Here is a 24,853-nt window from a genome sequence, read left to right on the forward strand (position 1 = left end):
CGTTATTCTCCAGTCTTCGCGTCACCGCCAGCGCGACGGGGTGCGCCACGACGCGCGCCGCCCGGAGCGCCTTCACCGTCACGGCGCGGACGGCGATCGCCACCCGGACGTGCGTTGCGGCGCGGACGCTTTTCTTCCGCCACTTCTTCCACGACCGGCGCTTCGTTGCGGCCCAGGGTATCGCCCTTGTAGACCCACACCTTCACGCCGATGATGCCGTACGTGGTCTTCGCTTCGGACGTCGCGTAGTCGATATCCGCACGCAGCGTATGGAGGGGCACGCGACCTTCGCGATACCACTCGGTACGAGCGATTTCGATACCGTTCAGACGACCCGCGCTCATGATCTTGATGCCTTGTGCACCAAGACGCATCGCGTTTTGCATCGCGCGCTTCATCGCACGGCGGAACATGATCCGGCGCTCGAGCTGCTGCGTGATGGAATCGGCGATCAGTTGCGCGTCCGTTTCCGGCTTGCGAATCTCTTCGATGTTGACGTGAACCGGAACGCCCATGCGCTTCTGCAGTTCAGCCTTCAGCGATTCGATGTCCTCGCCCTTCTTGCCGATGACAACGCCCGGACGCGAGCTGTAAATCGTGATGCGCGCGTTCTTCGCCGGACGCTCGATGACGACGCGACCAACCGAAGCGTTCTTCAGCTTCTTCTTCAGGTATTCACGAACACCGATGTCTTCCTGCAACATCGCCGCGAAATTGTTGTTGTTCGCATACCAGCGCGAAGCCCAATTGCGGCTGACGGCCAAACGGAAGCCAGTCGGATGAATTTTCTGTCCCATCGTTGGCTCCTTAATTCCCGACCGTCACAGTGATGTGACAGGATTGCTTCTCGATGCGGTTACCACGACCCTTTGCGCGTGCGGTGAAACGCTTCAGCGAAGCAGCCTTGTCGACGTAGATGCTCGTGATCTTGAGCTCGTCGATGTCGGCGCCTTCGTTGTGTTCCGCATTCGCGATCGCAGACAGCACGACCTTCTTGACGATACCCGCCGCCTTCTTCGGCGAGAACGTCAGGACGTTCAGCGCCTTGTCGACCGGCAAACCACGAATCTGGTCAGCCACAAGGCGCGTTTTCTGCGCCGAGATGCGGGCACCGCGATGAATTGCTTTCACTTCCATCTTGATTGCCCCTTATTTCTTGGCCTTCTTGTCGGCCGCGTGACCCTTGAACGTACGGGTCAGTGCGAACTCGCCAAGCTTGTGGCCGACCATGTTTTCCGTGACGTACACCGGAACGTGTTGGCGACCGTTGTGAACAGCGATCGTCAGACCGATGAAGTCCGGCAGAATCGTCGAACGACGCGACCAGGTCTTGATCGGCTTCTTGTCACGCGTCGATGCAGCCGCCTCAACCTTCTTCAGCAAATGAGCGTCGCAGAACGGACCTTTTTTAGCAGAACGTGTCATTGCCTACTCCTTAACGCTTGTGACGGCGCTGGACGATCATCGTCGTCGTGCGCTTGTTGCTGCGGGTGCGATAACCCTTCGTCGGCGTGCCCCACGGGCTCACCGGATCGCGACCTGCAGCCGTCTTACCTTCACCACCGCCGTGCGGGTGATCGACCGGGTTCATTGCAACACCACGCACCGTCGGACGGATACCGCGCCAGCGGTTCGCACCGGCCTTACCGATTTGACGGAGGCTGTGCTCTTCGTTGCCGACTTCACCGATCGTTGCGCGGCACTCGACGTGCACGCGGCGGATTTCGCCCGAACGCAGACGCACTTGAGCGTAGACGCCTTCGCGCGCCAGCAGCATTGCCGACGTACCAGCCGAACGCGCGATCTGCGCGCCCTTGCCCGGCAGCATTTCGATGCAGTGGATCGTGGTACCGACCGGGATATTGCGGATCGGCAGAGCGTTGCCTGCGCGGATCGGCGCTTCCGAACCGGACATCAGTTGCGCGCCGACTGCCACGCCCTTCGGCGCGATGATGTAGCGACGCTCGCCGTCTGCGTACAGAACCAGCGCGATGTTCGCGCTACGGTTCGGGTCGTACTCGAGACGTTCGACCTTTGCCGGAATGCCGTCCTTGTTGCGACGGAAATCGACGATACGGTAGTGCTGCTTGTGACCACCACCTTGGTGACGCGTGGTGATACGGCCGTTGTTGTTACGGCCCGCCGACTTGGATTGCGTGTCGAGCAGCGCTGCGTGCGGCTTGCCCTTGTGCAGATCCTTGTTGACGATCTTGACCATCGCGCGGCGACCCGGCGAGGTCGGCTTAACTTTCACGATTGCCATGATTACTTGGCCTCCGCTTCAAAGTTGATTTCCTGGCCGGGCTTCAGGCAGACGTACGCCTTCTTCACGTCCTTGCGCTTGCCATTGAAGCGGCCAAAGCGCTTTGCCTTGCCCTTCGTGACGAGCACGTTGACGGAATTGACTTCGACCTTGAACAGCAGCTCGACAGCAGCCTTGACTTCCTGCTTCGTGGCGTCCGGCGCGACTTCGAACACGACTTGTTCGTTCTTGTCGGCAACCAGCGTCGCCTTTTCGGAGATCACCGGCGCGAGCAGAACTTGCATCAAACGATGATCGTTTTTGCGAATCTCGCTCATGACAGCAACTCCTCGATCTGAGCGACCGCAGCCTTCGTGATCAGAACCTTCTTGAAGTAGATCAGCGAGAGCGGGTCGGCGTAACGCGGCTCGACAACCGCCACGTGGGCCAGGTTGCGCGACGCGAGGTACAGGTTTTCGTCGACCGTATCGGTGATGACCAACACGGAGTCGAGACCCATTGCCTTGAATTTTTCGGCCAGCAGCTTGGTCTTCGGGGCTTCGAGCACGAAGTCTTCGACCACGGCGATACGACCTTCGCGAGCCAACTGCGAGAAAATCGAGCGGAGACCCGCGCGATGCATCTTCTTGTTGACCTTGTGCGAGAAGTTTTCTTCCGGCGAATTCGGGAAGATACGACCACCGCCGCGCCACAACGGGCTCGACGACATACCGGCACGAGCGCGGCCCGTACCTTTCTGACGCCACGGCTTCTTGGTGGTGTGCTTGACCTGCTCGCGGTCCTTCTGCGCGCGGTTGCCGCTACGTGCGTTCGCCTGATAAGCGACGACGACCTGGTGAATCAGGGCTTCGTTGTAATCGCGACCGAACACGACGTCCGATGCGTTCACGCCAGCGCCTTCCTGACCATTGGCATTCAGGAGCTTAAGTTCCATTATTTCGCTCCTTTCACAGCACGCGTCTTGACGGCCGGGGTCACGAAGACCTTGCCGCCCTTCGCACCCGGAACAGCACCGCGGACGAGCAGCAGATTGCGCTCAGCGTCGATGCGGGCGATTTCGAGATTCTGGACCGTGACGGTCTCGTCACCGAGGTGACCGGTCATGCGCTTGCCCGGGAACACGCGGCCCGGATCCTGCGCCATACCGATCGAACCCGGAACGTTGTGCGAACGCGAGTTACCGTGCGATGCGCGGCCCGAAGCGAAGTTGTAGCGCTTGATCGTACCGGCGTAGCCCTTACCGATCGACGTGCCTTGCACGTCAACTTTCTGGCCGACTTCGAAAATATCCGTACCGACGACGGCACCATTCGACAGTTCACCTGCCTTGGCCGCATCGATATGGAATTCCTTGAGGATTTCACCGGCTTGAACGCCGGCTTTGGCGAGGTGGCCCGCCAACGGCTTCGTCACGCGCGATGCGCGGCGAGTACCGAATGCAACCTGAACGGCGGTATAACCATCCGTTTCAACGGTCTTGATCTGCGTCACGCGGTTGTCCGACACGTCCAGCACGGTGACGGGGATCGAATCCCCCTCAGGCGTGAAGATACGGGTCATGCCAACCTTGCGACCTACGAGTCCAAGGCTCATCGTTTTCTCCATTCCCAACTGCGATTGGTCGGGGCTGATTTACAAATGCCGGCTTCGTTACGAGAAACTGGGTCGGCTATTCTTGCACCACTTTCTTGCGCCTTTGCATGCGCATAGGCGCGAAAAGCCTTGGAGTATAACAAGGCTTTTCGAATCCTGCAAGCAATCAAAGACTTAGCTCAGTCTGGCACGCCAGCGGAGCTTTTGGACTTACTGCAGCTTGATTTCGACGTCGACGCCTGCCGGCAGGTCGAGCTTCATCAGCGCGTCGACGGTCTTGTCCGTCGGATCGACGATGTCCATCAGGCGCTGGTGGGTACGGATTTCGAGCTGGTCGCGCGACGTCTTGTTGACGTGCGGCGAACGCAGGATGTCAAAACGCTGAATACGCGTCGGCAGCGGCACCGGGCCACGAACGATCGCGCCAGTCCGCTTCGCCGTGTCGACGATCTCGGCTGCCGATTGATCGATCAGGCGATAGTCGAAAGCCTTCAGACGAATGCGGATTTTCTGGTTCTGCATGACGATTCCTTGAAAAGAGCGAGGCGGTATTGCACCGCACATTGGCAAAAGAGCGTGGGACCGAGCGCTCGCGGAGAGCGAACGCCCGGTCCCGGTCGATACTGCTACTGCTTTACTTCGAGTTCAATCGAGCTAGCCCGATATCTTACTCGATAATCTTCGCCACGACACCGGCGCCGACGGTACGGCCGCCTTCGCGGATTGCGAAGCGCAGACCTTCTTCCATGGCGATCGGAGCGATCAGCTTGACCGTGATCGACACGTTGTCGCCCGGCATCACCATTTCCTTGTCCTTCGGCAGCTCGATTGAGCCCGTCACGTCCGTCGTACGGAAGTAGAACTGCGGACGGTAGTTGTTGAAGAACGGCGTGTGACGGCCGCCTTCGTCCTTGCTCAGCACGTACACTTCAGCCGTGAAGTGCGTGTGCGGCGTGATCGAACCCGGCTTGGCCAGAACCTGGCCGCGCTCCACGTCTTCACGCTTCGTGCCGCGCAGCAGGATACCGACGTTGTCGCCTGCCTGACCTTGGTCGAGCAGCTTGCGGAACATTTCCACGCCCGTGCAGGTCGTCTTCACCGTCGGCTTGATACCGACGATTTCGATTTCCTCGCCGACCTTGACGATGCCGCGCTCGACGCGACCCGTCACCACCGTGCCGCGACCCGAGATCGAGAACACGTCTTCCACCGGCATCAGGAACGCGCCGTCAACTGCACGCTCCGGCGTCGGGATGTACGAATCCAGCGCGTCGGCCAGGTTCATGATCGCCACTTCGCCCAGCTCGCCCTTGTCGCCTTCCAGCGCCAGCTTGGCCGAACCCTTGATGATCGGGGTGTCGTCGCCCGGGAAGTCGTACTTCGACAGCAGTTCGCGCACTTCCATTTCGACGAGCTCGAGCAGCTCGGCGTCGTCCACCATGTCGCACTTGTTCAGGAACACGATGATGTACGGCACGCCAACCTGACGGGCCAGCAGGATGTGCTCACGCGTTTGCGGCATCGGGCCGTCAGCAGCCGAACACACCAGGATTGCGCCGTCCATCTGCGCGGCGCCCGTGATCATGTTCTTCACGTAGTCGGCGTGGCCCGGGCAGTCGACGTGTGCGTAGTGGCGGTTAGCCGTTTCGTACTCGACGTGCGCGGTGTTGATGGTAATACCGCGCGCCTTTTCTTCCGGCGCTGCGTCGATCTGGTCGTACGCCTTCGCTTCGCCGCCGAACTTCTGCGTGAGAACCGTCGTGATCGCTGCCGTCAGCGTGGTCTTGCCGTGGTCAACGTGACCGATCGTGCCCACGTTCACGTGCGGCTTGGTCCGCTCGAATTTACCTTTTGCCATGATTACCTTCGTTCAAAAGTTTGGTTATCGGTTTAAAGCTTGTGGCTTGCGCCGAATTACTTGCGGGAATTACTTACCCTTGGCGTTGATGATCGCGTCGGCGACGTTACGCGGAGCTTCAGCATAGTGCTTGAATTCCATCGTGTACGTTGCACGGCCTTGCGTCAGCGAACGCAGCGAGGTCGAGTAGCCGAACATTTCCGACAGCGGCACTTCGGCGCGGACGATCTTGCCGCCGCCAACCATGTCTTCCATGCCCTGGACGATACCGCGACGGCCCGACAAATCGCCCATCACGTTGCCCATGTAGTCTTCAGGCGTTTCGACTTCCACAGCCATCATCGGTTCGAGGATGACCGGGCTTGCCTTGCGCATTGCTTCCTTGAAGGCCATCGAACCGGCCATGCGGAACGCGTTTTCGTTCGAGTCGACGTCGTGGTACGAACCGAACGTCAGGTGAACCTTCACGTCCACAACCGGGAAGCCAGCCAGCACGCCCGACTTCAGCGTTTCCTGGATGCCCTTGTCCACTGCCGGGATGTATTCGCGCGGAATCACACCGCCCTTGATCTCGTCCAGGAACTCGTAGCCCTTGCCCTGCTCGTTCGGCTCGAGCGTGATGACCGCGTGACCGTACTGGCCGCGACCACCCGACTGCTTGACGAACTTGCCGTCGACGTCTGCCGCCGTCGTGCGGATCGTTTCGCGGTATGCAACCTGCGGCTTGCCGACGGTCGCTTCCACGTTGAATTCGCGCTTCATGCGGTCGACCAGAATTTCGAGGTGGAGCTCGCCCATGCCCGAAATGATGGTCTGGCCCGATTCTTCGTCCGTCTGGACGCGGAACGACGGGTCTTCCTGCGCGAGACGGTTCAGCGCCAGGCCCATCTTTTCCTGGTCAGCCTTCGTCTTCGGCTCGACTGCCTGCGAAATCACCGGTTCCGGGAAAATCATGCGTTCCAGAACGATCGGGTGCTGCGGATCGCACAGCGTGTCGCCCGTGGTCGCTTCCTTCAGGCCGACGGCCGCGGCGATGTCGCCCGCGCGAACTTCCTTGATTTCTTCGCGCTGGTTCGCGTGCATCTGCAGAATACGGCCCAGACGTTCCTTCTTGTCCTTGGTCGCGTTCAGCACGGTGTCACCCGAATTCACGACGCCCGAGTACACGCGGAAGAAGATCAGCTGACCGACGAACGGGTCCGTCATGATCTTGAACGCCAGCGACGAGAACTTCTCGTCGTCGGCTGCGCGACGCTCGGCCTTTTCACCGCTTTCGAGTTCGCCCGTAACCGGGGGAATGTCGACCGGCGACGGCAGGAAGTCGATCACGGCGTCGAGCATGCGCTGCACGCCCTTGTTCTTGAACGCGGTGCCGCACAGCATCGGCTGGATTTCGCACGCGATGGTCCGGTCGCGGATCGCCTTGACGATCTCCGCTTCGCTCAGCTCTTCGCCGCCGAGGTACTTTTCCATCAGCTCTTCGCTGGCTTCCGCAGCCGACTCGATCATCTTCTCGCGCCACTCGTTGCACGTGTCAACGAGTTCGGCCGGGATGTCGACGTAGTCGAACTTCGTGCCTTGCGATGCTTCGTCCCAAATGATCGCTTTCATCTTCAGGAGGTCGACGACGCCCTTGAAGTTTTCTTCAGCGCCGATCGGCACGACGACGGGAACCGGGTTCGCCTTCAGGCGGTTCTTCAGTTGGTCATAGACCTTGAAGAAGTTCGCGCCGGTACGGTCCATCTTGTTGACGAACGCGAGACGGGGAACCTTGTACTTGTTCGCCTGGCGCCACACGGTTTCCGACTGCGGCTGCACGCCGCCCACTGCGCAGTAGACCATGCACGCGCCGTCGAGAACGCGCATCGAGCGTTCCACTTCGATCGTGAAGTCGACGTGTCCCGGCGTGTCGATGATGTTGATGCGGTGCTCGGGGTAGTTGCCGCCCATGCCCTTCCAGAAGGCCGTGGTAGCAGCCGACGTGATGGTGATGCCGCGCTCCTGCTCCTGCTCCATCCAGTCCATCGTTGCTGCGCCGTCGTGAACTTCACCGATCTTGTGGTTCACGCCCGTGTAGAACAGGATGCGCTCGGTCGTCGTCGTCTTGCCGGCGTCGATGTGAGCGCTAATACCGATATTGCGGTAGCGCTCGATAGGTGTCTTGCGAGCCACTTTGGATCCTTTTTCGGTCGACGCGCCGGCGAAATACCGGCCGCGTCCTAACACAAACGGGCGAGGCGCCAAAACTAGCGCACCCGCCCTGATTTTCCGTTTGCCCGGTGAGCGGGAGCTTAGAAACGGAAGTGCGAGAATGCCTTGTTGGCTTCTGCCATGCGGTGAACTTCGTCGCGCTTCTTCATTGCGCCACCACGGCCTTCAGCCGCTTCCTGCAGTTCACCTGCGAGACGCAGGGCCATCGACTTTTCGCTGCGCTTCTTCGCGGCTTCACGCAACCAACGCATCGCCAATGCCATACGACGCGAGGGACGCACTTCGACCGGAACCTGATAGTTCGCACCACCAACGCGACGGCTCTTCACTTCGACCACCGGCTTCACGTTGTTGAGCGCAACCGTGAACACTTCCAGCGGGTCCTTGCCACCCTTGGTCTGGATCTGTTCAAAAGCGCCGTACACGATACGCTCGGCAACCGACTTCTTGCCGGAGAGCATCAGCACGTTCATGAACTTGGCTACATCTACGTTGCCGAACTTCGGATCCGGCAACACTTCCCGCTTGGGGACTTCGCGACGACGCGGCATGATTCTTCCTTTACTTTTTCAGTTGGAGCGATTCCCCGCTCCGCGGCCACCAACTAACCCGATCCATCTATTCGACTAAACCAGCTTGGCCGGGTGACCACTTACTCGATAGCACCGGCACTTCCGGCACCACCGCCTTTACCGCCTTGCGGCGACCTTGATTCGTTACTTCCGACCGGCGACTTACTTGCCAGCCTTAGCGCGCTTCGCACCGTACTTCGAGCGAGCTTGCTTACGGTCCTTGACGCCCTGGGTATCCAGCGAGCCGCGAACCATGTGGTAACGCACGCCCGGCAAGTCCTTCACACGGCCGCCGCGGATCAGCACGACCGAGTGCTCTTGCAGGTTGTGGCCTTCACCGCCGATGTACGAAATGACTTCGAAGCCATTGGTCAGGCGAACCTTGGCGACCTTACGGAGTGCCGAGTTCGGCTTCTTCGGCGTCGTCGTGTACACGCGGGTGCACACGCCGCGACGCTGCGGGCAGTCCTGCAGGGCCGGCGACTTGCTCTTCGTCGTTTCCGACGCGCGGCCTTTGCGAACCAGTTGATTGATGGTTGGCATTGTCTAATCCTAAAAATGAACAAAATCCACGCAATTCGATCGGGCAAAGCGAAAAGAATTGCGTGTTTAGCAATCTCGCCGACGATTCCCGCGCTTCGCATCCGGCACTAGGCCAGATCCGAAGACGGACCGATGACGAGAACCAAGCATGATATTCTGAAAATCGCAATTGGGTCAATACGTTGCGACGATTTCGATGGATTTTCGAGCGACGAATCTCAATCCGAACCGACGACGTCGAGCAGTTCGTCGCCGAAACGCTCCAGTTTGCGCACGCCGATGCCGGGAATATGGCGCAAGTCGTCGATCGTATCGGGGTCGCTGCGCGCGATTTCGGCGAGCGTCGCGTCGTGGAAGATGACGTAGGCGGGCACGCCGTCGCTCTTTGCGGTTTCCGCGCGCCAGGTCCGCAAGCGCTCCCAGCGCGACTTCTCGCGCGGTGACATGCCAGCGGTCGGATCCGCGCGTTCGCCCGTGCGGCTCGACGACTGCCGCGCGCGCGTCGGCTTCACGTATTTGCGCAGCGTGACGCGCTCTTCGCCCTTGAGTACCGGCTTGCTGGCATCCGTCAGAACGAGCGCGCCGAAGCCGTCGTGATCGACTGCGAGATAGCCGAACGCCACCAATTGCCGGAACACTGCGCGCCACTCGGGCTCGGACAGCGCCGCGCCGACGCCAAACGTCGAAATTTTCTCGTGGCCGCGTTGCAGGACCTTTTCGCTGCGCGTGCCGCGCAGAATGTCGATCAGGTGCCCGGCACCGAAATGGAATCCGCTCGCCCGCTGTGCGCGATACACGCACGACAGCGCCATCTGCGCCTCGCGAGTGGCATCGAAGGACGCGGGCGGCTCGATGCACGTATCGCAATTGCCGCACGGCGTGCTCGTCTCGCCGAAGTACGCGAGCAAACGCACGCGGCGGCACGTGGCCGCCTCGCAAAGTCCAAGCAGTGCATCGAGCTTGCCGGTCTGCACCCGCTTGTGGGCGTCGTCGGCGTCGGATTCGTCGATCATCTTCCGCTGCTGCACGACGTCGCCCAATCCGTAAGCCATCCACGCGTTCGCCGGCAAGCCGTCGCGGCCCGCGCGTCCGGTTTCCTGGTAGTAGCCCTCGACGCTCTTCGGCAAATCCAGATGCGCGACGAAGCGCACGTCCGGCTTGTCGATGCCCATGCCGAACGCGATGGTCGCGCACATGACGATGCCTTCCTCGCGCTGGAACATCTCCTGATGCTTCTGGCGCGTCGCGAACTCCATGCCCGCGTGATACGGCAACGCGCGGATGCCCTGGCCCTTCAGCCAGTCCGCGGTTTCCTCGACTTTGCGGCGCGACAGGCAATAGACGACGCCCGCATCGGTGGTGCCGTCCTTGTTCGTATGCTCCGCGCGGATGAAATCGAGCAGCTGCGAGCGCGCATTGTCCTTCTCGACGATCCGATAACGAATGTTCGGCCGATCGAAGCTCGAAACGAAGATGCGCGCGTCGTCGAGCGCGAGGCGATGCACGATTTCGTCGCGCGTGATCGCATCGGCGGTCGCGGTGAGCGCGATGCGCGGCACATCGGGAAACCGCTCGTGCAGCACGGAAAGCTGAATGTATTCAGGGCGGAAATCGTGCCCCCATTGCGAAACGCAATGTGCCTCGTCGATCGCGAAAAGACCGACCGGCGCGCTGTCGAGGAGATCGAGAAAGCGCGGTGTCATCAGGCGTTCAGGCGCGACATACAGCAAGTCGATCTCGCCGTTGCGCAGGGCGCGCTCGGTCGCGGCTGCTTCGGCGCCGGACAACGTGGAATTGAGATACGCGGCGCGCACGCCCACCTCGGTCAGCGCGGCGACCTGATCCTGCATCAACGCGATGAGAGGCGACACGACGATGCCCGCCCCGAAACCCGCCTCGCGCCGTACCAGCGACGGTATCTGATAGCACAGCGACTTGCCGCCGCCGGTGGGCATCAGCACGAGGGAATCGCCGCCGTTCGCGACATGCTCGACGATCTCCGCCTGTTGTCCGCGAAATGCGGGATAGCCGAAGATTTCGTTGAGTATTTCGAGCGACCGGGACATGTGGAAAAGCGCGCACTGCGACGTGGGAGATAACGAATTCTACCAACGCATTAGCGCGTGAAACCGGCGTTAGCCATTCGGACGATGCCGGCAGCGAAACGTGCAGACGAAAAAAAACCGCCCAGCCGAAGCTGAGCGGTTCATCGATGCTACTAGCGAGAGACGCTTACTCGTTGGTGTGCGGCTGCTGCTCCGCCGCCGGCGTTTCCGGCGTACCGAAGTCGAAAGCCTCTTCGGCCGCGATCTGGTCGAAACGCTCGCGATCCGACGATTCCTTCGCCTTGCGCGCCTTGTGGAACGCGAGACCCGTACCGGCCGGAATCAGACGGCCGACGATCACGTTTTCCTTCAGGCCACGCAGATCGTCGCGCTTGCCCATGATCGCCGCTTCGGTCAGCACGCGGGTCGTTTCCTGGAACGACGCCGCCGAGATGAACGAATCGGTCGACAGCGATGCCTTCGTGATACCGAGCAGCACGTTGTCGTACGTCGCCGGACGCTTGTCTTCCGCGATCATCTTGTCGTTCTCGTCGAGCATGTCCGAACGCTCGACTTGTTCGCCAGGAATGAAACGCGTATCGCCGTTGTCGACGATCTGCACGCGGCGCAGCATCTGACGCACGATCACTTCGATGTGCTTGTCGTTGATCTTCACGCCCTGCAGACGGTACACGTCCTGCACTTCGTCCACGATGTAGCGCGACAACGCCTCGATACCCTGCAGACGCAGGATGTCGTGCGGATCGGCAGGACCGTCGACGATCATTTCGCCCTTGTTGACGACCTGACCGTCGTGCACCAGCACCTGCTTTTCCTTCGCGATCAGGAACTCGTGCTGATTGCCCTCGAGGTCCGTGATGACGAGACGCTGCTTGCCCTTCGTGTCCTTGCCGAACGACGTCGTGCCCGTGACTTCCGCCAGAATGCCGGCGTCCTTCGGCGAGCGCGCTTCGAACAGTTCGGCCACGCGCGGCAGACCACCGGTAATGTCACGCGTCTTCTGCGCTTCAACCGGGATACGCGCCAGCACTTCACCGACCTGCACCTGCTGACCATCCTTCACGGTGATCAGTGCGCCGACCTGGAAGCCGATCTGCACCGAATGCTCGGTGTTCGGGATCTTCACTTCCTCGCCGTTCGCGTCGAGCAGCTTCACCTGCGGACGCACGCTCTTGCCAGCCTGCGAGCCACGGCGCTTCGCGTCGATCACGACCAGGGTCGAAAGACCGGTCACGTCGTCGATCTGCTTCGCGACCGTCACGCCTTCCTCGACGTTCTCGAACTTCACCGTACCGCCCCACTCGGTGATGATCGGACGCGTCAGCGGATCCCATTGAGCCAGTTGCGTACCGGCCTTGATCGCAGCGCCGTCGAGTTGCAGCAGCGTTGCGCCGTACGGAATCTTGTGACGCTCACGCTCGCGACCGAAGTCGTCCGCAATGATCGCCTCGCCGGAACGCGAAATGACGACCTGCTCGCCCTTCGCGTTGGTGACGTAACGCATCGTGGCCGTGAAGCGCAGCGTACCGTTGCTCTTCGCTTCCACCGTCGAAGCCACCGCCGCACGCGATGCCGCACCACCGATGTGGAACGTACGCATCGTCAGCTGCGTGCCCGGCTCGCCGATCGACTGAGCAGCGATCACACCGACTGCCTCACCGACGTTCACGCGCGAACCGCGGCCCAGGTCGCGGCCGTAGCATGCGGCGCACAGGCCATAACGCGTCTCGCAGGTGAGCGGCGTGCGCACGCGCACTTCGTCGATGCCGAGGCGCTCGATTTCCTCCACGGCATCTTCGTCGAGCAGATCGCCCGAAGCGTAGATCGTTTCCTGCGTTTCCGGATTGACGACGTCCGCCACCGCGACGCGACCGAGAATACGGTCACGCAGCGCTTCGACGACTTCACCGCCTTCCACCAACGCCTTCATCGCCACGCCGTTCGACGTGCCGCAATCGTCTTCGACGACGACCAGATCCTGCGTCACGTCGACGAGACGACGCGTCAGGTAACCCGAGTTCGCGGTCTTCAACGCCGTGTCCGCCAGACCCTTACGAGCGCCGTGCGTCGAGATGAAGTACTGCAACACGTTCAGGCCTTCGCGGAAGTTCGCGGTAATCGGCGTCTCGATGATCGAGCCGTCCGGCTTCGCCATCAGGCCGCGCATACCGGCGAGCTGACGAATCTGCACCGCGGAACCACGCGCGCCCGAGTCGGCCATCATGTAGATGGAGTTGAACGACTCCTGCTTCGTTTCGTTGCCGTCGCGATCGACCACCGGCTCCGTTGCGAGCTGCTCCATCATCGCCTTGCCGACCGCTTCCGACGTTGCCGACCAGATGTCGACCACGTTGTTGTAGCGTTCCTGCGCGGTGACGAGACCCGACATGTACTGACGGTCGTATTCCTTCACCTTCTTCGCGGCGTCGCCGACGATGGTTTCCTTCTGCGGCGGCACGAGCATGTCGTCGACGCAAATCGAGATACCGGCGCGCGTTGCGAGACGGAAGCCCATTTGCATCAGCTGGTCGGCGAAGATCACCGTTTCGCGCAGACCGCACTTGCGGAACGCCGTGTTGATCAGCTGCGAAATCTGCTTCTTCTTCAGCGGCTTGTTCAGCACCGTGAACGGCAGGCCCGGCGGCAGAATCTCCGACAGGATCGAACGGCCGACGGTCGTCGCGTACAGCGAGATCTTCGGCACGAACTTCGGCGCACCTTCACTCTGGTCTTCGTTCGCCACCATTTCGGTGATACGCACGTTGACGCGCGATGCCAGTTCGACTTCCTTGTTCTCGTACGCGCGGATCACTTCCGACACGCCCGTGAACGTCATGCCTTCGCCCTTGCCGTTGATCGCTTCGCGCGACGCGTAGTACAGGCCCAGCACGATATCCTGCGACGGCACGATCGACGGATCGCCGTTGGCCGGGAACAGGACGTTGTTCGACGCCAGCATCAGCGTGCGCGCTTCCATCTGCGCTTCGAGCGACAGCGGAACGTGCACGGCCATCTGGTCGCCGTCGAAGTCGGCGTTGAACGCCGCGCAAACGAGCGGATGCAGCTGGATCGCCTTCCCTTCGATCAGCACCGGCTCGAAAGCCTGAATGCCGAGACGGTGAAGAGTAGGCGCGCGGTTCAGCATCACCGGATGCTCGCGAATGACTTCTTCGAGAATGTCCCACACGACCGGCGTCTGGTTCTCGACTTCCTTCTTCGCGGCCTTGATGGTCGTCGCGACGCCCATCACTTCCAGCTTGTTGAAGATGAACGGCTTGAACAGTTCGAGCGCCATCAGCTTCGGCAGACCGCACTGATGCAGCTTGAGCGTCGGGCCGACCACGATCACCGAACGGCCCGAATAGTCCACACGCTTACCGAGCAGGTTCTGACGGAAACGACCGCCCTTACCCTTGATCATGTCAGCGAGCGACTTCAGCGGACGCTTGTTCGCGCCGGTCATCGCCTTGCCGCGACGGCCGTTGTCGAGCAGCGAATCGACGGCTTCCTGCAGCATCCGCTTTTCGTTGCGGACGATGATTTCAGGCGCCTTCAGTTCGAGCAGACGCTTCAACCGGTTGTTACGGTTGATGACGCGGCGATACAGGTCGTTCAGGTCCGACGTCGCGAAACGGCCGCCGTCCAGCGGCACGAGCGGACGCAGTTCCGGCGGCAGCACCGGCAGCACGTCGAGCACCATCCAGTCAGGCTTGATGCCCGAACGCTGGAAAGCCTCGAGCACTTTCAGGCGCTTCGCGTACTTCTTGATCTTCGCTTCGGAACCGGTGTTCTTCAGTTCCGTGCGCAGCGTCTCGACCTGTTCGTCGATGTTGATCGCGCGCAGCAGTTCGCGCACGCCTTCCGCGCCCATTTCGGCACGGAACTCGTCACCGTACTCTTCGACCTTGTTGTAGTAATCCTCTTCGGTCATGATCTGCCGCGCTTTCAGCGGCGTCATGCCCGGATCGATCACCACATATGCTTCGAAGTACAGCACGCGCTCGATGTCGCGCAGCGTCATGTCGAGCACCATGCCCAGACGCGACGGCAGCGACTTCAGGAACCAGATGTGCGCGACCGGCGAGGCCAGTTCGATGTGGCCCATCCGTTCGCGGCGCACCTTGGCCAGCGTCACTTCGACGCCGCACTTCTCGCAGATCACGCCGCGATGCTTCAGGCGCTTGTACTTGCCGCACAGGCATTCGTAGTCCTTGATCGGACCAAAAATCTTCGCGCAGAACAGACCATCCCGCTCCGGCTTGAACGTGCGGTAATTGATGGTCTCCGGCTTCTTCACTTCGCCGAACGACCAAGAACGAATCTTGTCGGGCGACGCGAGGCCGATCTTGATCGCATCAAAAACTTCTTCTTGTTGGACTTGCTTGAATAGATCGAGCAGAGCTTTCATTGCTTTCTCTCCGTAGTCCGATTAGTTGCGGTCCAGATCGATATCAATACCGAGCGAGCGGATTTCCTTCACCAACACGTTGAAGGATTCCGGCATGCCCGCGTCGATGACGTGATCGCCCTTGACGAGGTTCTCATAAACCTTCGTCCGGCCCGTCACGTCGTCCGACTTGACCGTCAGCATTTCTTGCAGCACATACGACGCGCCATACGCCTCGAGTGCCCACACTTCCATCTCACCGAAGCGCTGACCACCGAACTGCGCCTTACCACCCAGCGGCTGCTGCGTGACGAGCGAGTACGGACCGGTCGAACGTGCGTGCATCTTGTCGTCGACCAAGTGGTGCAGCTTCAGGTAGTGCATGTAGCCGACCGTGACCGTGCGCTCGAATGCTTCGCCGGTGCGGCCGTCGTACAGCGTGACCTGGTTCTTCGACGGCGTCATGCCGAGATTCGTGGCGATGTCGTCCGGGAACGCCAGATCGAGCGCACGCGTCATTTCGTGTTCCGTCGCGCCGTCGAACACCGGCGTCGCGAACGGCACACCTTCGCGCAGGTTCTTAGCGAGTTCGAGGATCTCGTCGTCGGAGAACTTGTCCAGCTCTTCCTGACGGCCCGACTCGTTATAGATCTGCGTGAGGAACTGACGCATTTCTTCGATCTTCGCCTGACGCTGCATCATCTCGCCGATGCGCCAGCCGAGACCCTTCGCGGCCCAGCCGAGGTGCACTTCGAGAATCTGACCCACGTTCATCCGCGACGGCACGCCGAGCGGGTTCAGCACGACGTCGGCCGGACGGCCATCGGCCATGTACGGCATGTCTTCGATCGGCACGATCTTCGACACGACACCCTTGTTACCGTGACGACCCGCCATCTTGTCGCCAGGCTGCAGGCGACGCTTCACGGCGAGATACACCTTGACCATCTTCAGCACGCCCGGCGGCAGTTCGTCGCCTTGCGTGAGCTTCTTGCGCTTCTCTTCGAACGCGAGATCGAACTGGTGACGCTTCTGCTCGATCGAGTCCTTGATCGCTTCCAGCTGTGCCGCGGCTTCTTCGTCCGCGAGGCGGATGTCGAACCAGTGGTAGTGATCGAGATCTTCGAGGTACGCGAGGTCGATCTTCGTGCCCTTCGCGAGCTTCTTCGGACCGCCATTCGCGACCTTGCCGTTCAGCATGCGGGCGAGACGCGAGAACGCGTCGCCTTCCACGATGCGCAGCTGGTCGTTCAAATCGAGGCGATAACGCTTCAGTTCGTCGTCGATGATCTGTTGCGCGCGCTTGTCACGCGTGATGCCTTCGCGCGTGAACACTTGCACGTCGATGACCGTACCGCTCATGCCCGAGGGCACGCGCAGCGACGTATCCTTCACGTCCGATGCCTTCTCGCCGAAGATCGCGCGCAGCAGCTTTTCTTCCGGCGTCAGTTGGGTTTCGCCCTTCGGCGTGACCTTGCCGACCAGCACGTCGCCCGCCTCGACTTCCGCGCCGATGTACACGATGCCCGACTCATCGAGACGGCCAAGCTGCACTTCCGCGAGGTTCGAGATATCGCGCGTGATTTCTTCCGGTCCGAGCTTCGTGTCGCGCGCAACGACATTCAGTTCTTCGATGTGGATCGACGTATAGCGATCGTCCGCAACGACCTTCTCCGAGATCAGAATCGAGTCTTCGAAGTTGTAGCCGTTCCACGGCATGAACGCGACCAGCATGTTCTGGCCGAGCGCGAGCTCGCCCAAATCCGTCGATGCACCGTCAGCCAGCACGTCGCCGCGCGCAACCTTGTCGCCGACCTTCGCGATCGGACGCTGGTTGATGTTCGTGTTCTGGTTCGAACGCGTGTACTTGATCAGGTTGTAGATGTCCACGCCGACGTCGCCGGCGACGGCTTCATCGTCGTTCACGCGAATCACGATACGGCCCGCGTCGACGTAATCCACCACGCCACCGCGCAGCGCCTGAACCGTCGTGCCCGAGTCGACCGCGACCGTGCGCTCGATGCCCGTACCGACGACCGGCTTTTCCGGACGCAGGCAAGGCACGGCCTGACGCTGCATGTTCGAACCCATCAACGCGCGGTTCGCGTCGTCGTGCTCGAGGAACGGGATCAGCGATGCAGCCACCGACACGATCTGCGACGGCGCGACGTCCATGTACTGGATGCGGTCCGGCGTGACCATCAGCGTTTCGCCCGCTTCACGCGACGACACGAGTTCGTCGGTCAGCGTGCCGTCTTCGCTCACGGCGGCATTCGCCTGCGCGATCACGTAGCGGCCTTCTTCGATCGCCGACAGATAGTCGATCTGATCCGTCACCTTGCTGTCCACGACCTTGCGGTACGGCGTTTCGAGGAATCCGTACTCGTTGAGGTGCGCGTACAGAGCGAGCGAGTTGATCAGACCGATGTTCGGACCTTCCGGCGTTTCGATCGGGCACACACGGCCATAGTGCGTCGGATGCACGTCGCGGACTTCGAAGCCCGCGCGCTCGCGCGTCAGACCGCCCGGGCCCAGTGCGGAAACGCGACGCTTGTGCGTGATTTCCGACAGCGGGTTGGTCTGGTCCATGAACTGCGAGAGCTGCGACGAACCGAAGAACTCGCGAATCGCCGACGAAATCGGCTTCGAGTTGATCAGGTCGTGCGGCATCAGGTTTTCGCTTTCGGCCTGGCCGAGGCGTTCCTTCACAGCCCGTTCGACGCGCACGAGACCCGCGCGGAACTGGTTCTCCGCGAGCTCGCCGACGCAACGCACGCGACGATTGCCGAGGTGGTCGATATCGTCCACTTCGCCCTTGCCGTTACGCAGCTCGACGAGGATCTTGATGGTCGCGAGGATGTCGTCGTCCTGCAGCGTCATCGGTCCGATGATTTCGTCACGGCCGACGCGGCGGTTGAACTTCATGCGGCCGACCTTCGACAGGTCGTACGCGTCTTCGCTGTAGAACAGACGGTTGAACAGCGCCTCGACCGCTTCTTCGGTCGGCGGCTCGCCCGGGCGCATCATGCGGTAGATCGCGATGCGCGCGGCCATCTTGTCGGCGGTTTCGTCGATACGCAGCGTCGACGAAATGTACGGACCCTGATCCAGATCGTTCGTGTAGAGCGTCTGGATGTCCTTGACCTTCGCTTCGCGCAGCTTCTCGAGAACCGTTTCCGTGATTTCTTCGTTGGCGTTCGCGATCACTTCGCCCGTTTCGGGGTCAATCACGTTCTTCGCCAGTACGCGGCCGAGCAGGTATTCCTCCGGCACCGAGATGAACTTCGTCTTGGCGTTTTCGAGGTCGCGAATGTGCTTCGCGTTGATCCGCTTGTCCTTCGTGACGATGACGTTGCCATCGCGATCCTGGATGTCGAAGCGCGCGACTTCGCCGCGCAGACGCTCAGGCACGAATTCCATTTGCGCGCCTTCGCTCATCAGCGCGAAGTTGTCGAACACGAAGAAGTTCGCGAGGATCTGCTCCGGCGACATGCCGATAGCCTTCAGCAGGATCGTGACCGGCATCTTGCGGCGACGGTCGACGCGGAAGTACAGCACGTCCTTCGGATCGAATTCGAAGTCGAGCCACGAGCCACGATAGGGAATGATACGAGCCGAGAACAGCAGCTTGCCGGAGCTGTGCGTCTTGCCCTTGTCGTGCTCGAAGAACACGCCAGGCGAACGGTGGAGCTGCGACACGATCACGCGCTCGGTACCGTTGATGACGAACGAACCCGTCGGCGTCATGAGCGGAATTTCGCCCATGTACACTTCCTGCTCCTTCACTTCCTTGACGACCGGCTTGCTCGGCGATTCCTTGTCGAGCAGAACCAGGCGCACTTTCGCGCGCAGCGCCGAGCAGTACGTCAGACCGCGCTGCTGGCATTCCTTGATGTTGAACGCGGGCGGCGACAGCATGTAGCTGACGAACTCGAGACGCGCGAAACCGTTGTGCGAGACGATCGGGAAAACAGAGCTGAACGCAGCCTGCAAGCCTTCGGACTTGCGCTGCGAGGAAGACGTGTCCGCTTGCAGAAACGTCTGGAATGATTCAAGCTGGGTCGCCAGCAAAAAGGGAACTTGGTGAACGATGGGGCGCTTCGCGAAACTCTTGCGAATACGCTTCTTCTCGGTGAAGGAATATTGCATACGATCTCCGAATCACGGCGGGCGTTACCGAGGCGGGATACCTCGATGCCACAGCCCGGTGTTCACCGACTGAGACCCGCGCAACTGTCCGGGGAGGACGCGCGAATCTAGAAGCTTGGTGGTTGGCCGCTACCAACCGCTGGCTGACGGCAGCGGATGCCTGTGTTTCCCGCTACCCGACCAAACTTGCCTTCTGCAGTCGCTTCAGAAGACAAAGAGAACAATCGGAAAATTCTGCCGCCCCGACCGTTATCTTTGGCTTCTGTGGAGACGTTTATGCTTGCTGACCAGCATACAAACTGCGTCCCCACAAAGCACAAAAAGGCCGGCGGTGAAAAACCGCCAGCCTTCGCATAGCGCAATGAAACTTACTTGATTTCAGCCTTCGCGCCAGCGTCTTCCAGCTTCTTCTTGGCTTCTTCAGCAGCAGCCTTGGGCACCGCTTCCTTGATGGGCTTCGGTGCGCCGTCAACCAGATCCTTCGCTTCCTTCAGGCCGAGACCCGTCAGTTCACGAACAGCCTTAATGACGGAAACCTTGTTCGCGCCTGCTTCGAGCAGGTTCACGGTGAACTCCGTCTGCTCTTCAGCAGCAGCAGCGGCGCCACCGGCACCTGCGGGGCCAGCAACTGCGACAGCAGCAGCCGACACGCCAAACTTCTCTTCGAACGCCTTGACCAGCTCGTTCAGTTCCAGCACCGACATCGAGCCAACGGCTTCGAGGATGTCTTCTTTTGCGATTGCCATGTGAAATACTCCTAGATTGAATTCGGATCGAGCTAGCGATCTAGCTTTGCCTAACTTAAGCGACTAGCGCCCAAGCGCGGTCGTTACGCAGCTTCGCCCTGCTTCTTTTCAGCCAGCGCGGCCAGAGCGCGCGCAAAGCCGGAAACAGGTGCCTGCATGACGAACAGCAACTTGGAGAGCAGTTCTTCGCGGCTCGGGATGTTGGCCAGCGCTTGCACGCCTGCCTTGTCCATCACGTTGCCTTCGTAGGAACCAGCCTTGATGATCAACTTGTCATTGCTCTTGCCGAAGTCGTTGACGACCTTCGCAGCGGCAATGGCATCTTCCGAGATGCCGTAGATCAGAGGACCGGTCATCTGCTCAGCCAGCGGAGCGAACGGCGTACCTTCGACGGCGCGACGCGCCAGCGTGTTCTTCAACACGCGCAGATACACCTGTTGCTCACGCGCTTTCGCGCGCAGCTTGGTCAGATCGCCAACCGTGATCCCACGATACTCAGCGAGCACCATCGTCTGAGCCTTCGCGACTTGCGCGGCGACTTCAGCGACGACTGCCTGCTTATCTTCTTTGTTCAGTGGCACGGTTAAACCTCCAGATTCGATGCACTCGGGCGAACTACCCTCATGCACCACGTTCAACAACGGCGTCCGACTGTTAGGAGTATTTCGATCGATTGGTGAGACGTCTCACGACGCTCGATAACCGACTTCAACCACTGCAAAACTGTTTCGGGTTCGCCATCTGCGTTGGCTTGAATTAAGGCAATGCCTGCCTGCTGCACCGCCACCAACGGTCTTTGACAACCGGTTGCTCAATCGAAACTGCAATCTTGCAACCGCCCAAAGCCCATATGAAGCGCGGTCATCTGACCGCGCTCGAAATTCTTACTGTTGCGCCAGCGTGGCTTGATCCACGCGAACGCCGACACCCATCGTGCTCGACACAGCGATCTTGCGCAGGTACACGCCCTTGCTGGTCGCCGGCTTCGCCTTTTGCAGCGCTTCGATCAGCGCCGACAGGTTCTGACGCAGCGATGCCGGCTCGAACGATGCGCGACCGATCGTGCCGTGGATGATACCGGCCTTGTCGACGCGGAACTGAACCTGACCCGCCTTCGCGTTCTTGACCGCTTGAGCGACGTCCGGCGTAACCGTACCGACCTTCGGGTTCGGCATCAGACCACGCGGACCGAGGATCTGACCCAGCGTACCGACGACACGCATCGTGTCCGGCGAAGCGATCACGACGTCGAAATTCAGATTGCCGGCCTTGACTTGCTCGGCCAGGTCTTCCATGCCGACCACGTCTGCGCCAGCTGCGCGAGCCTGTTCAGCCTTGTCGCCTTGCGCGAACACTGCGACGCGAACCGACTTGCCGGTACCAGCCGGCAGAACCACGGAGCCGCGAACCACCTGATCCGACTTCTTCGCGTCGATGCCGAGCTGCACTGCAACGTCGATCGACTCGTCGAACTTGGCGCTCGCGCATTCCTTCACGAGAGCCAGCGCGTCGTCGATCGCGTACAGCTTCTGACGATCAACCTTGTTCGCAAATGCCTGAAGGCGCTTAGAAAGCTTAGCCATTTACACGCCCTCCACAGTGATGCCCATCGAACGCGCGCTGCCGGCGATCGTACGCACGGCTGCATCCAGATCAGCTGCCGTAAGATCCGGCATCTTGGTCTTCGCGATTTCTTCCGCTTGAGCGCGGGTGATGTTGCCGACCTTGTCGGTGTGCGGCTTGCTCGAACCCTTCTGCACTGCGGCCGCCTTCTTGATCAGAACGGTAGCCGGCGGCGTCTTCATGATGAAGGTGAAGCTCTTGTCCGCGAATGCCGTAATGACGACCGGCACCGGCAGACCCGGCTCCATACCCTGAGTCTGCGCGTTGAACGCCTTGCAGAACTCCATGATGTTCAGGCCACGCTGGCCCAGTGCCGGACCGACCGGCGGCGACGGGTTGGCTTTACCTGCAGGAATCTGCAGCTTGATAAAGCCGATGATTTTCTTTGCCATGTTGAAAACCTCTGCTGAACGCGTGAGCGTTCGGTGAGTGATAGCGCGCGTTCGACGTTGCCGACTACTGACGCTCCTCAACGGTCATGACGCGGACCGTAAGCGCGAATCGCGCGATGGCCCGAAAGCCACGCGCGATGTATTCGATTAAAGCTTCTCGACCTGACCGAACTCGAGTTCGACCGGCGTCGAACGCCCGAAAATCGTGACAGAAACACGCACTCGGGACTTTTCGTAATTCACTTCTTCGACGTTGCCATTGAAGTCGGTGAACGGACCTTCCTTCACGCGGACCATCTCGCCGACTTCGAAGAGCGTCTTCGGCCGCGGCTTCTCGACGCCTTCCTGCATCTGCGACATGATCTTTTCGACTTCACGTGGCGAGATGGGACTCGGGCGATTGCGCGCACCACCAACGAAACCGGTTACTTTGGCCGTGTTCTTGACCAGATGCCACGTTTCGTCCGTCATTTCCATTTCGACCAGGACGTAGCCCGGGAAGAAACGACGCTCGGTGACCGATTTGTGGCCGCCTTTTACTTCAACAACTTCTTCGGTCGGGACAAGAATCTGACCGAATTGATCTTGCATGCCTGCGCGCTCGATGCGCTCCTGAAGCGCACGTTGCACGCTCTTCTCCATGCCGGAGTAGGCGTGCACCACATACCAACGCTTTCCACTCGGGGATGTCGGAGTATCGCTCATATCATTTCCAACCCAGAATCGCCGAGAAAATCACCCATTCGATCGACTTATCGCTAAGCCAAAGGAAGATGGCCATGATCAGAACAAACGCGAAGACCACCAGGGTCGTTTGCGTGGCCTCTTTGCGAGTCGGCCAGACAACCTTGCGGACTTCCTTGTACGAGTCTTTGGCAAAAGCGATGAAACCCTTGCCCGGCGCAGAGAGCAGACCGACTGCGACACCCGCGATGACACCAACAGCAAGCGCTGCGCCGCGGACGTACCATTCTTGGCCCGAGAGCCAGAAGAATCCAACGAACCCGGCCAAGACCAACAATACGCCCGCCACCAACATCAACTTGTCGCCGGAAGTATTTACAGTTTCGACGGAAGGATTCGCCATAACACCTTAAACAGCGCCACTTGGCGCGAGAATTTTGGCAGGGGCAGAGGGAATCGAACCCCCAACCTTCGGTTTTGGAGACCGACGCTCTGCCAGTTGAGCTATACCCCTAAACCATTTGGGGTCGACGGACATTGCCGACCCCGAAACCACTAACTACCGAGAAGATTTCTGGCTCTTACTCGATAATCTTCGCCACGACACCGGCGCCGACGGTACGGCCGCCTTCGCGGATTGCGAAGCGCAGACCTTCTTCCATGGCGATCGGAGCGATCAGCTTGACCGTGATCGACACGTTGTCGCCCGGCATCACCATTTCCTTGTCCTTCGGCAGCTCGATCGAGCCCGTCACGTCCGTCGTACGGAAGTAGAACTGCGGACGGTAGTTGTTGAAGAACGGCGTGTGACGGCCGCCTTCGTCCTTGCTCAGCACGTACACTTCAGCCGTGAAGTGCGTGTGCGGCGTGATCGAACCCGGCTTGGCCAGAACCTGGCCGCGCTCCACGTCTTCACGCTTCGTGCCGCGCAGCAGGATACCGACGTTGTCGCCTGCCTGACCTTGGTCGAGCAGCTTGCGGAACATTTCCACGCCCGTGCAGGTCGTCTTCACCGTCGGCTTGATACCGACGATTTCGATTTCCTCGCCGACCTTGACGATGCCGCGCTCGACGCGACCCGTCACCACCGTGCCGCGACCCGAGATCGAGAACACGTCTTCCACCGGCATCAGGAACGCGCCGTCAACTGCACGCTCCGGCGTCGGGATGTACGAATCCAGCGCGTCGGCCAGGTTCATGATCGCCACTTCGCCCAGCTCGCCCTTGTCGCCTTCCAGCGCCAGCTTGGCCGAACCCTTGATGATCGGGGTGTCGTCGCCCGGGAAGTCGTACTTCGACAGCAGTTCGCGCACTTCCATTTCGACGAGCTCGAGCAGCTCGGCGTCGTCCACCATGTCGCACTTGTTCAGGAACACGATGATGTACGGCACGCCAACCTGACGGGCCAGCAGGATGTGCTCACGCGTTTGCGGCATCGGGCCGTCAGCAGCCGAACACACCAGGATTGCGCCGTCCATCTGCGCGGCGCCCGTGATCATGTTCTTCACGTAGTCGGCGTGGCCCGGGCAGTCGACGTGTGCGTAGTGGCGGTTAGCCGTTTCGTACTCGACGTGCGCGGTGTTGATGGTAATACCGCGTGCCTTTTCTTCCGGCGCTGCGTCGATCTGGTCGTACGCCTTCGCTTCGCCGCCGAACTTCTGCGTGAGAACCGTCGTGATCGCTGCCGTCAGCGTGGTCTTGCCGTGGTCAACGTGACCGATCGTGCCCACGTTCACGTGCGGCTTGGTCCGCTCGAATTTACCTTT

Annotated in this window: 22 protein-coding genes and 1 tRNA gene; all 23 read right to left on the bottom strand. The window is 60.5% G+C overall.

What is annotated here, in order from left to right; all coding sequences use genetic code 11:
- Positions 1 to 2 precede the first annotated feature (2 nt).
- Entirely contained in the window at positions 3 to 797 is a 795-nt protein-coding gene (rpsC, locus tag NCR93_RS12665) for a 30S ribosomal protein S3 (protein ID WP_008343851.1), read from the bottom strand.
- A gap of 10 nt (positions 798 to 807) precedes the next feature.
- Positions 808 to 1,137: a 50S ribosomal protein L22 gene (rplV, locus tag NCR93_RS12670; RefSeq protein WP_007730533.1), complete on the bottom strand. Its 330-nt coding sequence runs from the start codon at positions 1,135 to 1,137 to the stop codon at positions 808 to 810.
- A 12-nt stretch (positions 1,138 to 1,149) separates the two neighbouring features.
- Positions 1,150 to 1,425 (bottom strand): 30S ribosomal protein S19, encoded by a 276-nt coding sequence (gene rpsS, locus NCR93_RS12675; RefSeq protein WP_008343850.1) that lies wholly within the window; start codon positions 1,423 to 1,425, stop codon positions 1,150 to 1,152.
- A 10-nt stretch (positions 1,426 to 1,435) separates the two neighbouring features.
- Complete coding sequence (gene rplB, locus NCR93_RS12680; RefSeq protein ID WP_008343849.1) at positions 1,436 to 2,263, bottom strand: 50S ribosomal protein L2; 828 nt, start codon at positions 2,261 to 2,263, stop codon at positions 1,436 to 1,438.
- Positions 2,264 to 2,265: 2 nt separating this feature from the next.
- A complete protein-coding gene (rplW, locus tag NCR93_RS12685; RefSeq protein ID WP_008343846.1) occupies positions 2,266 to 2,580 on the bottom strand; it encodes a 50S ribosomal protein L23 in 315 nt (104 codons plus the stop codon).
- Positions 2,577 to 3,197, bottom strand: a complete 621-nt coding sequence (gene rplD, locus NCR93_RS12690; protein WP_008343845.1) for a 50S ribosomal protein L4 — start codon at positions 3,195 to 3,197, stop codon at positions 2,577 to 2,579. The genes rplW and rplD overlap by 4 nt, the downstream gene beginning before the upstream one ends.
- Positions 3,197 to 3,856, bottom strand: coding sequence for a 50S ribosomal protein L3 (gene rplC, locus NCR93_RS12695; protein WP_008343843.1), 660 nt, complete (start codon positions 3,854 to 3,856; stop codon positions 3,197 to 3,199). The genes rplD and rplC overlap by 1 nt, the downstream gene beginning before the upstream one ends.
- 210 nt (positions 3,857 to 4,066) lie before the next feature.
- Entirely contained in the window at positions 4,067 to 4,378 is a 312-nt protein-coding gene (rpsJ, locus tag NCR93_RS12700) for a 30S ribosomal protein S10 (RefSeq protein WP_006998489.1), read from the bottom strand.
- Positions 4,379 to 4,523: 145 nt separating this feature from the next.
- Positions 4,524 to 5,714: an elongation factor Tu gene (tuf, locus tag NCR93_RS12705; protein WP_008343820.1), complete on the bottom strand. Its 1,191-nt coding sequence runs from the start codon at positions 5,712 to 5,714 to the stop codon at positions 4,524 to 4,526.
- A 69-nt stretch (positions 5,715 to 5,783) separates the two neighbouring features.
- The gene (gene fusA / locus NCR93_RS12710; protein ID WP_008343818.1) at positions 5,784 to 7,886 is read right to left on the bottom strand and encodes an elongation factor G; all 2,103 of its coding nucleotides are present in this window, start codon (positions 7,884 to 7,886) and stop codon (positions 5,784 to 5,786) included.
- A gap of 119 nt (positions 7,887 to 8,005) precedes the next feature.
- Entirely contained in the window at positions 8,006 to 8,476 is a 471-nt protein-coding gene (gene rpsG, locus NCR93_RS12715) for a 30S ribosomal protein S7 (RefSeq protein WP_008343817.1), read from the bottom strand.
- Between the two features lie 183 nt (positions 8,477 to 8,659).
- On the bottom strand, positions 8,660 to 9,040 hold the full coding sequence (gene rpsL, locus NCR93_RS12720) for a 30S ribosomal protein S12 (RefSeq protein ID WP_006998493.1): 381 nt from the start codon (positions 9,038 to 9,040) through the stop codon (positions 8,660 to 8,662).
- A gap of 218 nt (positions 9,041 to 9,258) precedes the next feature.
- Positions 9,259 to 11,106, bottom strand: coding sequence for a DNA helicase RecQ (gene recQ / locus NCR93_RS12725; RefSeq protein WP_250532237.1), 1,848 nt, complete (start codon positions 11,104 to 11,106; stop codon positions 9,259 to 9,261).
- A 166-nt stretch (positions 11,107 to 11,272) separates the two neighbouring features.
- Entirely contained in the window at positions 11,273 to 15,514 is a 4,242-nt protein-coding gene (gene rpoC, locus NCR93_RS12730) for a DNA-directed RNA polymerase subunit beta' (protein WP_008343805.1), read from the bottom strand.
- Positions 15,515 to 15,535: 21 nt separating this feature from the next.
- Entirely contained in the window at positions 15,536 to 19,642 is a 4,107-nt protein-coding gene (rpoB, locus tag NCR93_RS12735; RefSeq protein WP_008343804.1) for a DNA-directed RNA polymerase subunit beta, read from the bottom strand.
- Positions 19,643 to 20,010: 368 nt separating this feature from the next.
- Positions 20,011 to 20,388: a 50S ribosomal protein L7/L12 gene (rplL, locus tag NCR93_RS12740; RefSeq protein ID WP_008343803.1), complete on the bottom strand. Its 378-nt coding sequence runs from the start codon at positions 20,386 to 20,388 to the stop codon at positions 20,011 to 20,013.
- 83 nt (positions 20,389 to 20,471) lie between these two features.
- Entirely contained in the window at positions 20,472 to 20,969 is a 498-nt protein-coding gene (gene rplJ, locus NCR93_RS12745; protein ID WP_034473109.1) for a 50S ribosomal protein L10, read from the bottom strand.
- A 303-nt stretch (positions 20,970 to 21,272) separates the two neighbouring features.
- Entirely contained in the window at positions 21,273 to 21,971 is a 699-nt protein-coding gene (rplA, locus tag NCR93_RS12750; protein WP_008343797.1) for a 50S ribosomal protein L1, read from the bottom strand.
- Positions 21,972 to 22,403, bottom strand: coding sequence for a 50S ribosomal protein L11 (rplK, locus tag NCR93_RS12755; RefSeq protein WP_008343796.1), 432 nt, complete (start codon positions 22,401 to 22,403; stop codon positions 21,972 to 21,974).
- Positions 22,404 to 22,550: 147 nt separating this feature from the next.
- On the bottom strand, positions 22,551 to 23,108 hold the full coding sequence (nusG, locus tag NCR93_RS12760) for a transcription termination/antitermination protein NusG (RefSeq protein WP_014192489.1): 558 nt from the start codon (positions 23,106 to 23,108) through the stop codon (positions 22,551 to 22,553).
- Between the two features lies 1 nt (position 23,109).
- Entirely contained in the window at positions 23,110 to 23,490 is a 381-nt protein-coding gene (gene secE / locus NCR93_RS12765; RefSeq protein WP_008343790.1) for a preprotein translocase subunit SecE, read from the bottom strand.
- 35 nt (positions 23,491 to 23,525) lie between these two features.
- A tRNA-Trp gene (locus NCR93_RS12770) sits at positions 23,526 to 23,601 on the bottom strand.
- A gap of 67 nt (positions 23,602 to 23,668) precedes the next feature.
- Positions 23,669 to 24,853: elongation factor Tu (gene tuf / locus NCR93_RS12775; protein ID WP_250435275.1), on the bottom strand; the 1,185-nt coding region annotated here is incomplete at its 5' end.

Source organism: Caballeronia sp. ATUFL_F1_KS39, from assembly GCF_023630985.1.
Classification (GTDB): domain Bacteria; phylum Pseudomonadota; class Gammaproteobacteria; order Burkholderiales; family Burkholderiaceae; genus Caballeronia; species Caballeronia zhejiangensis.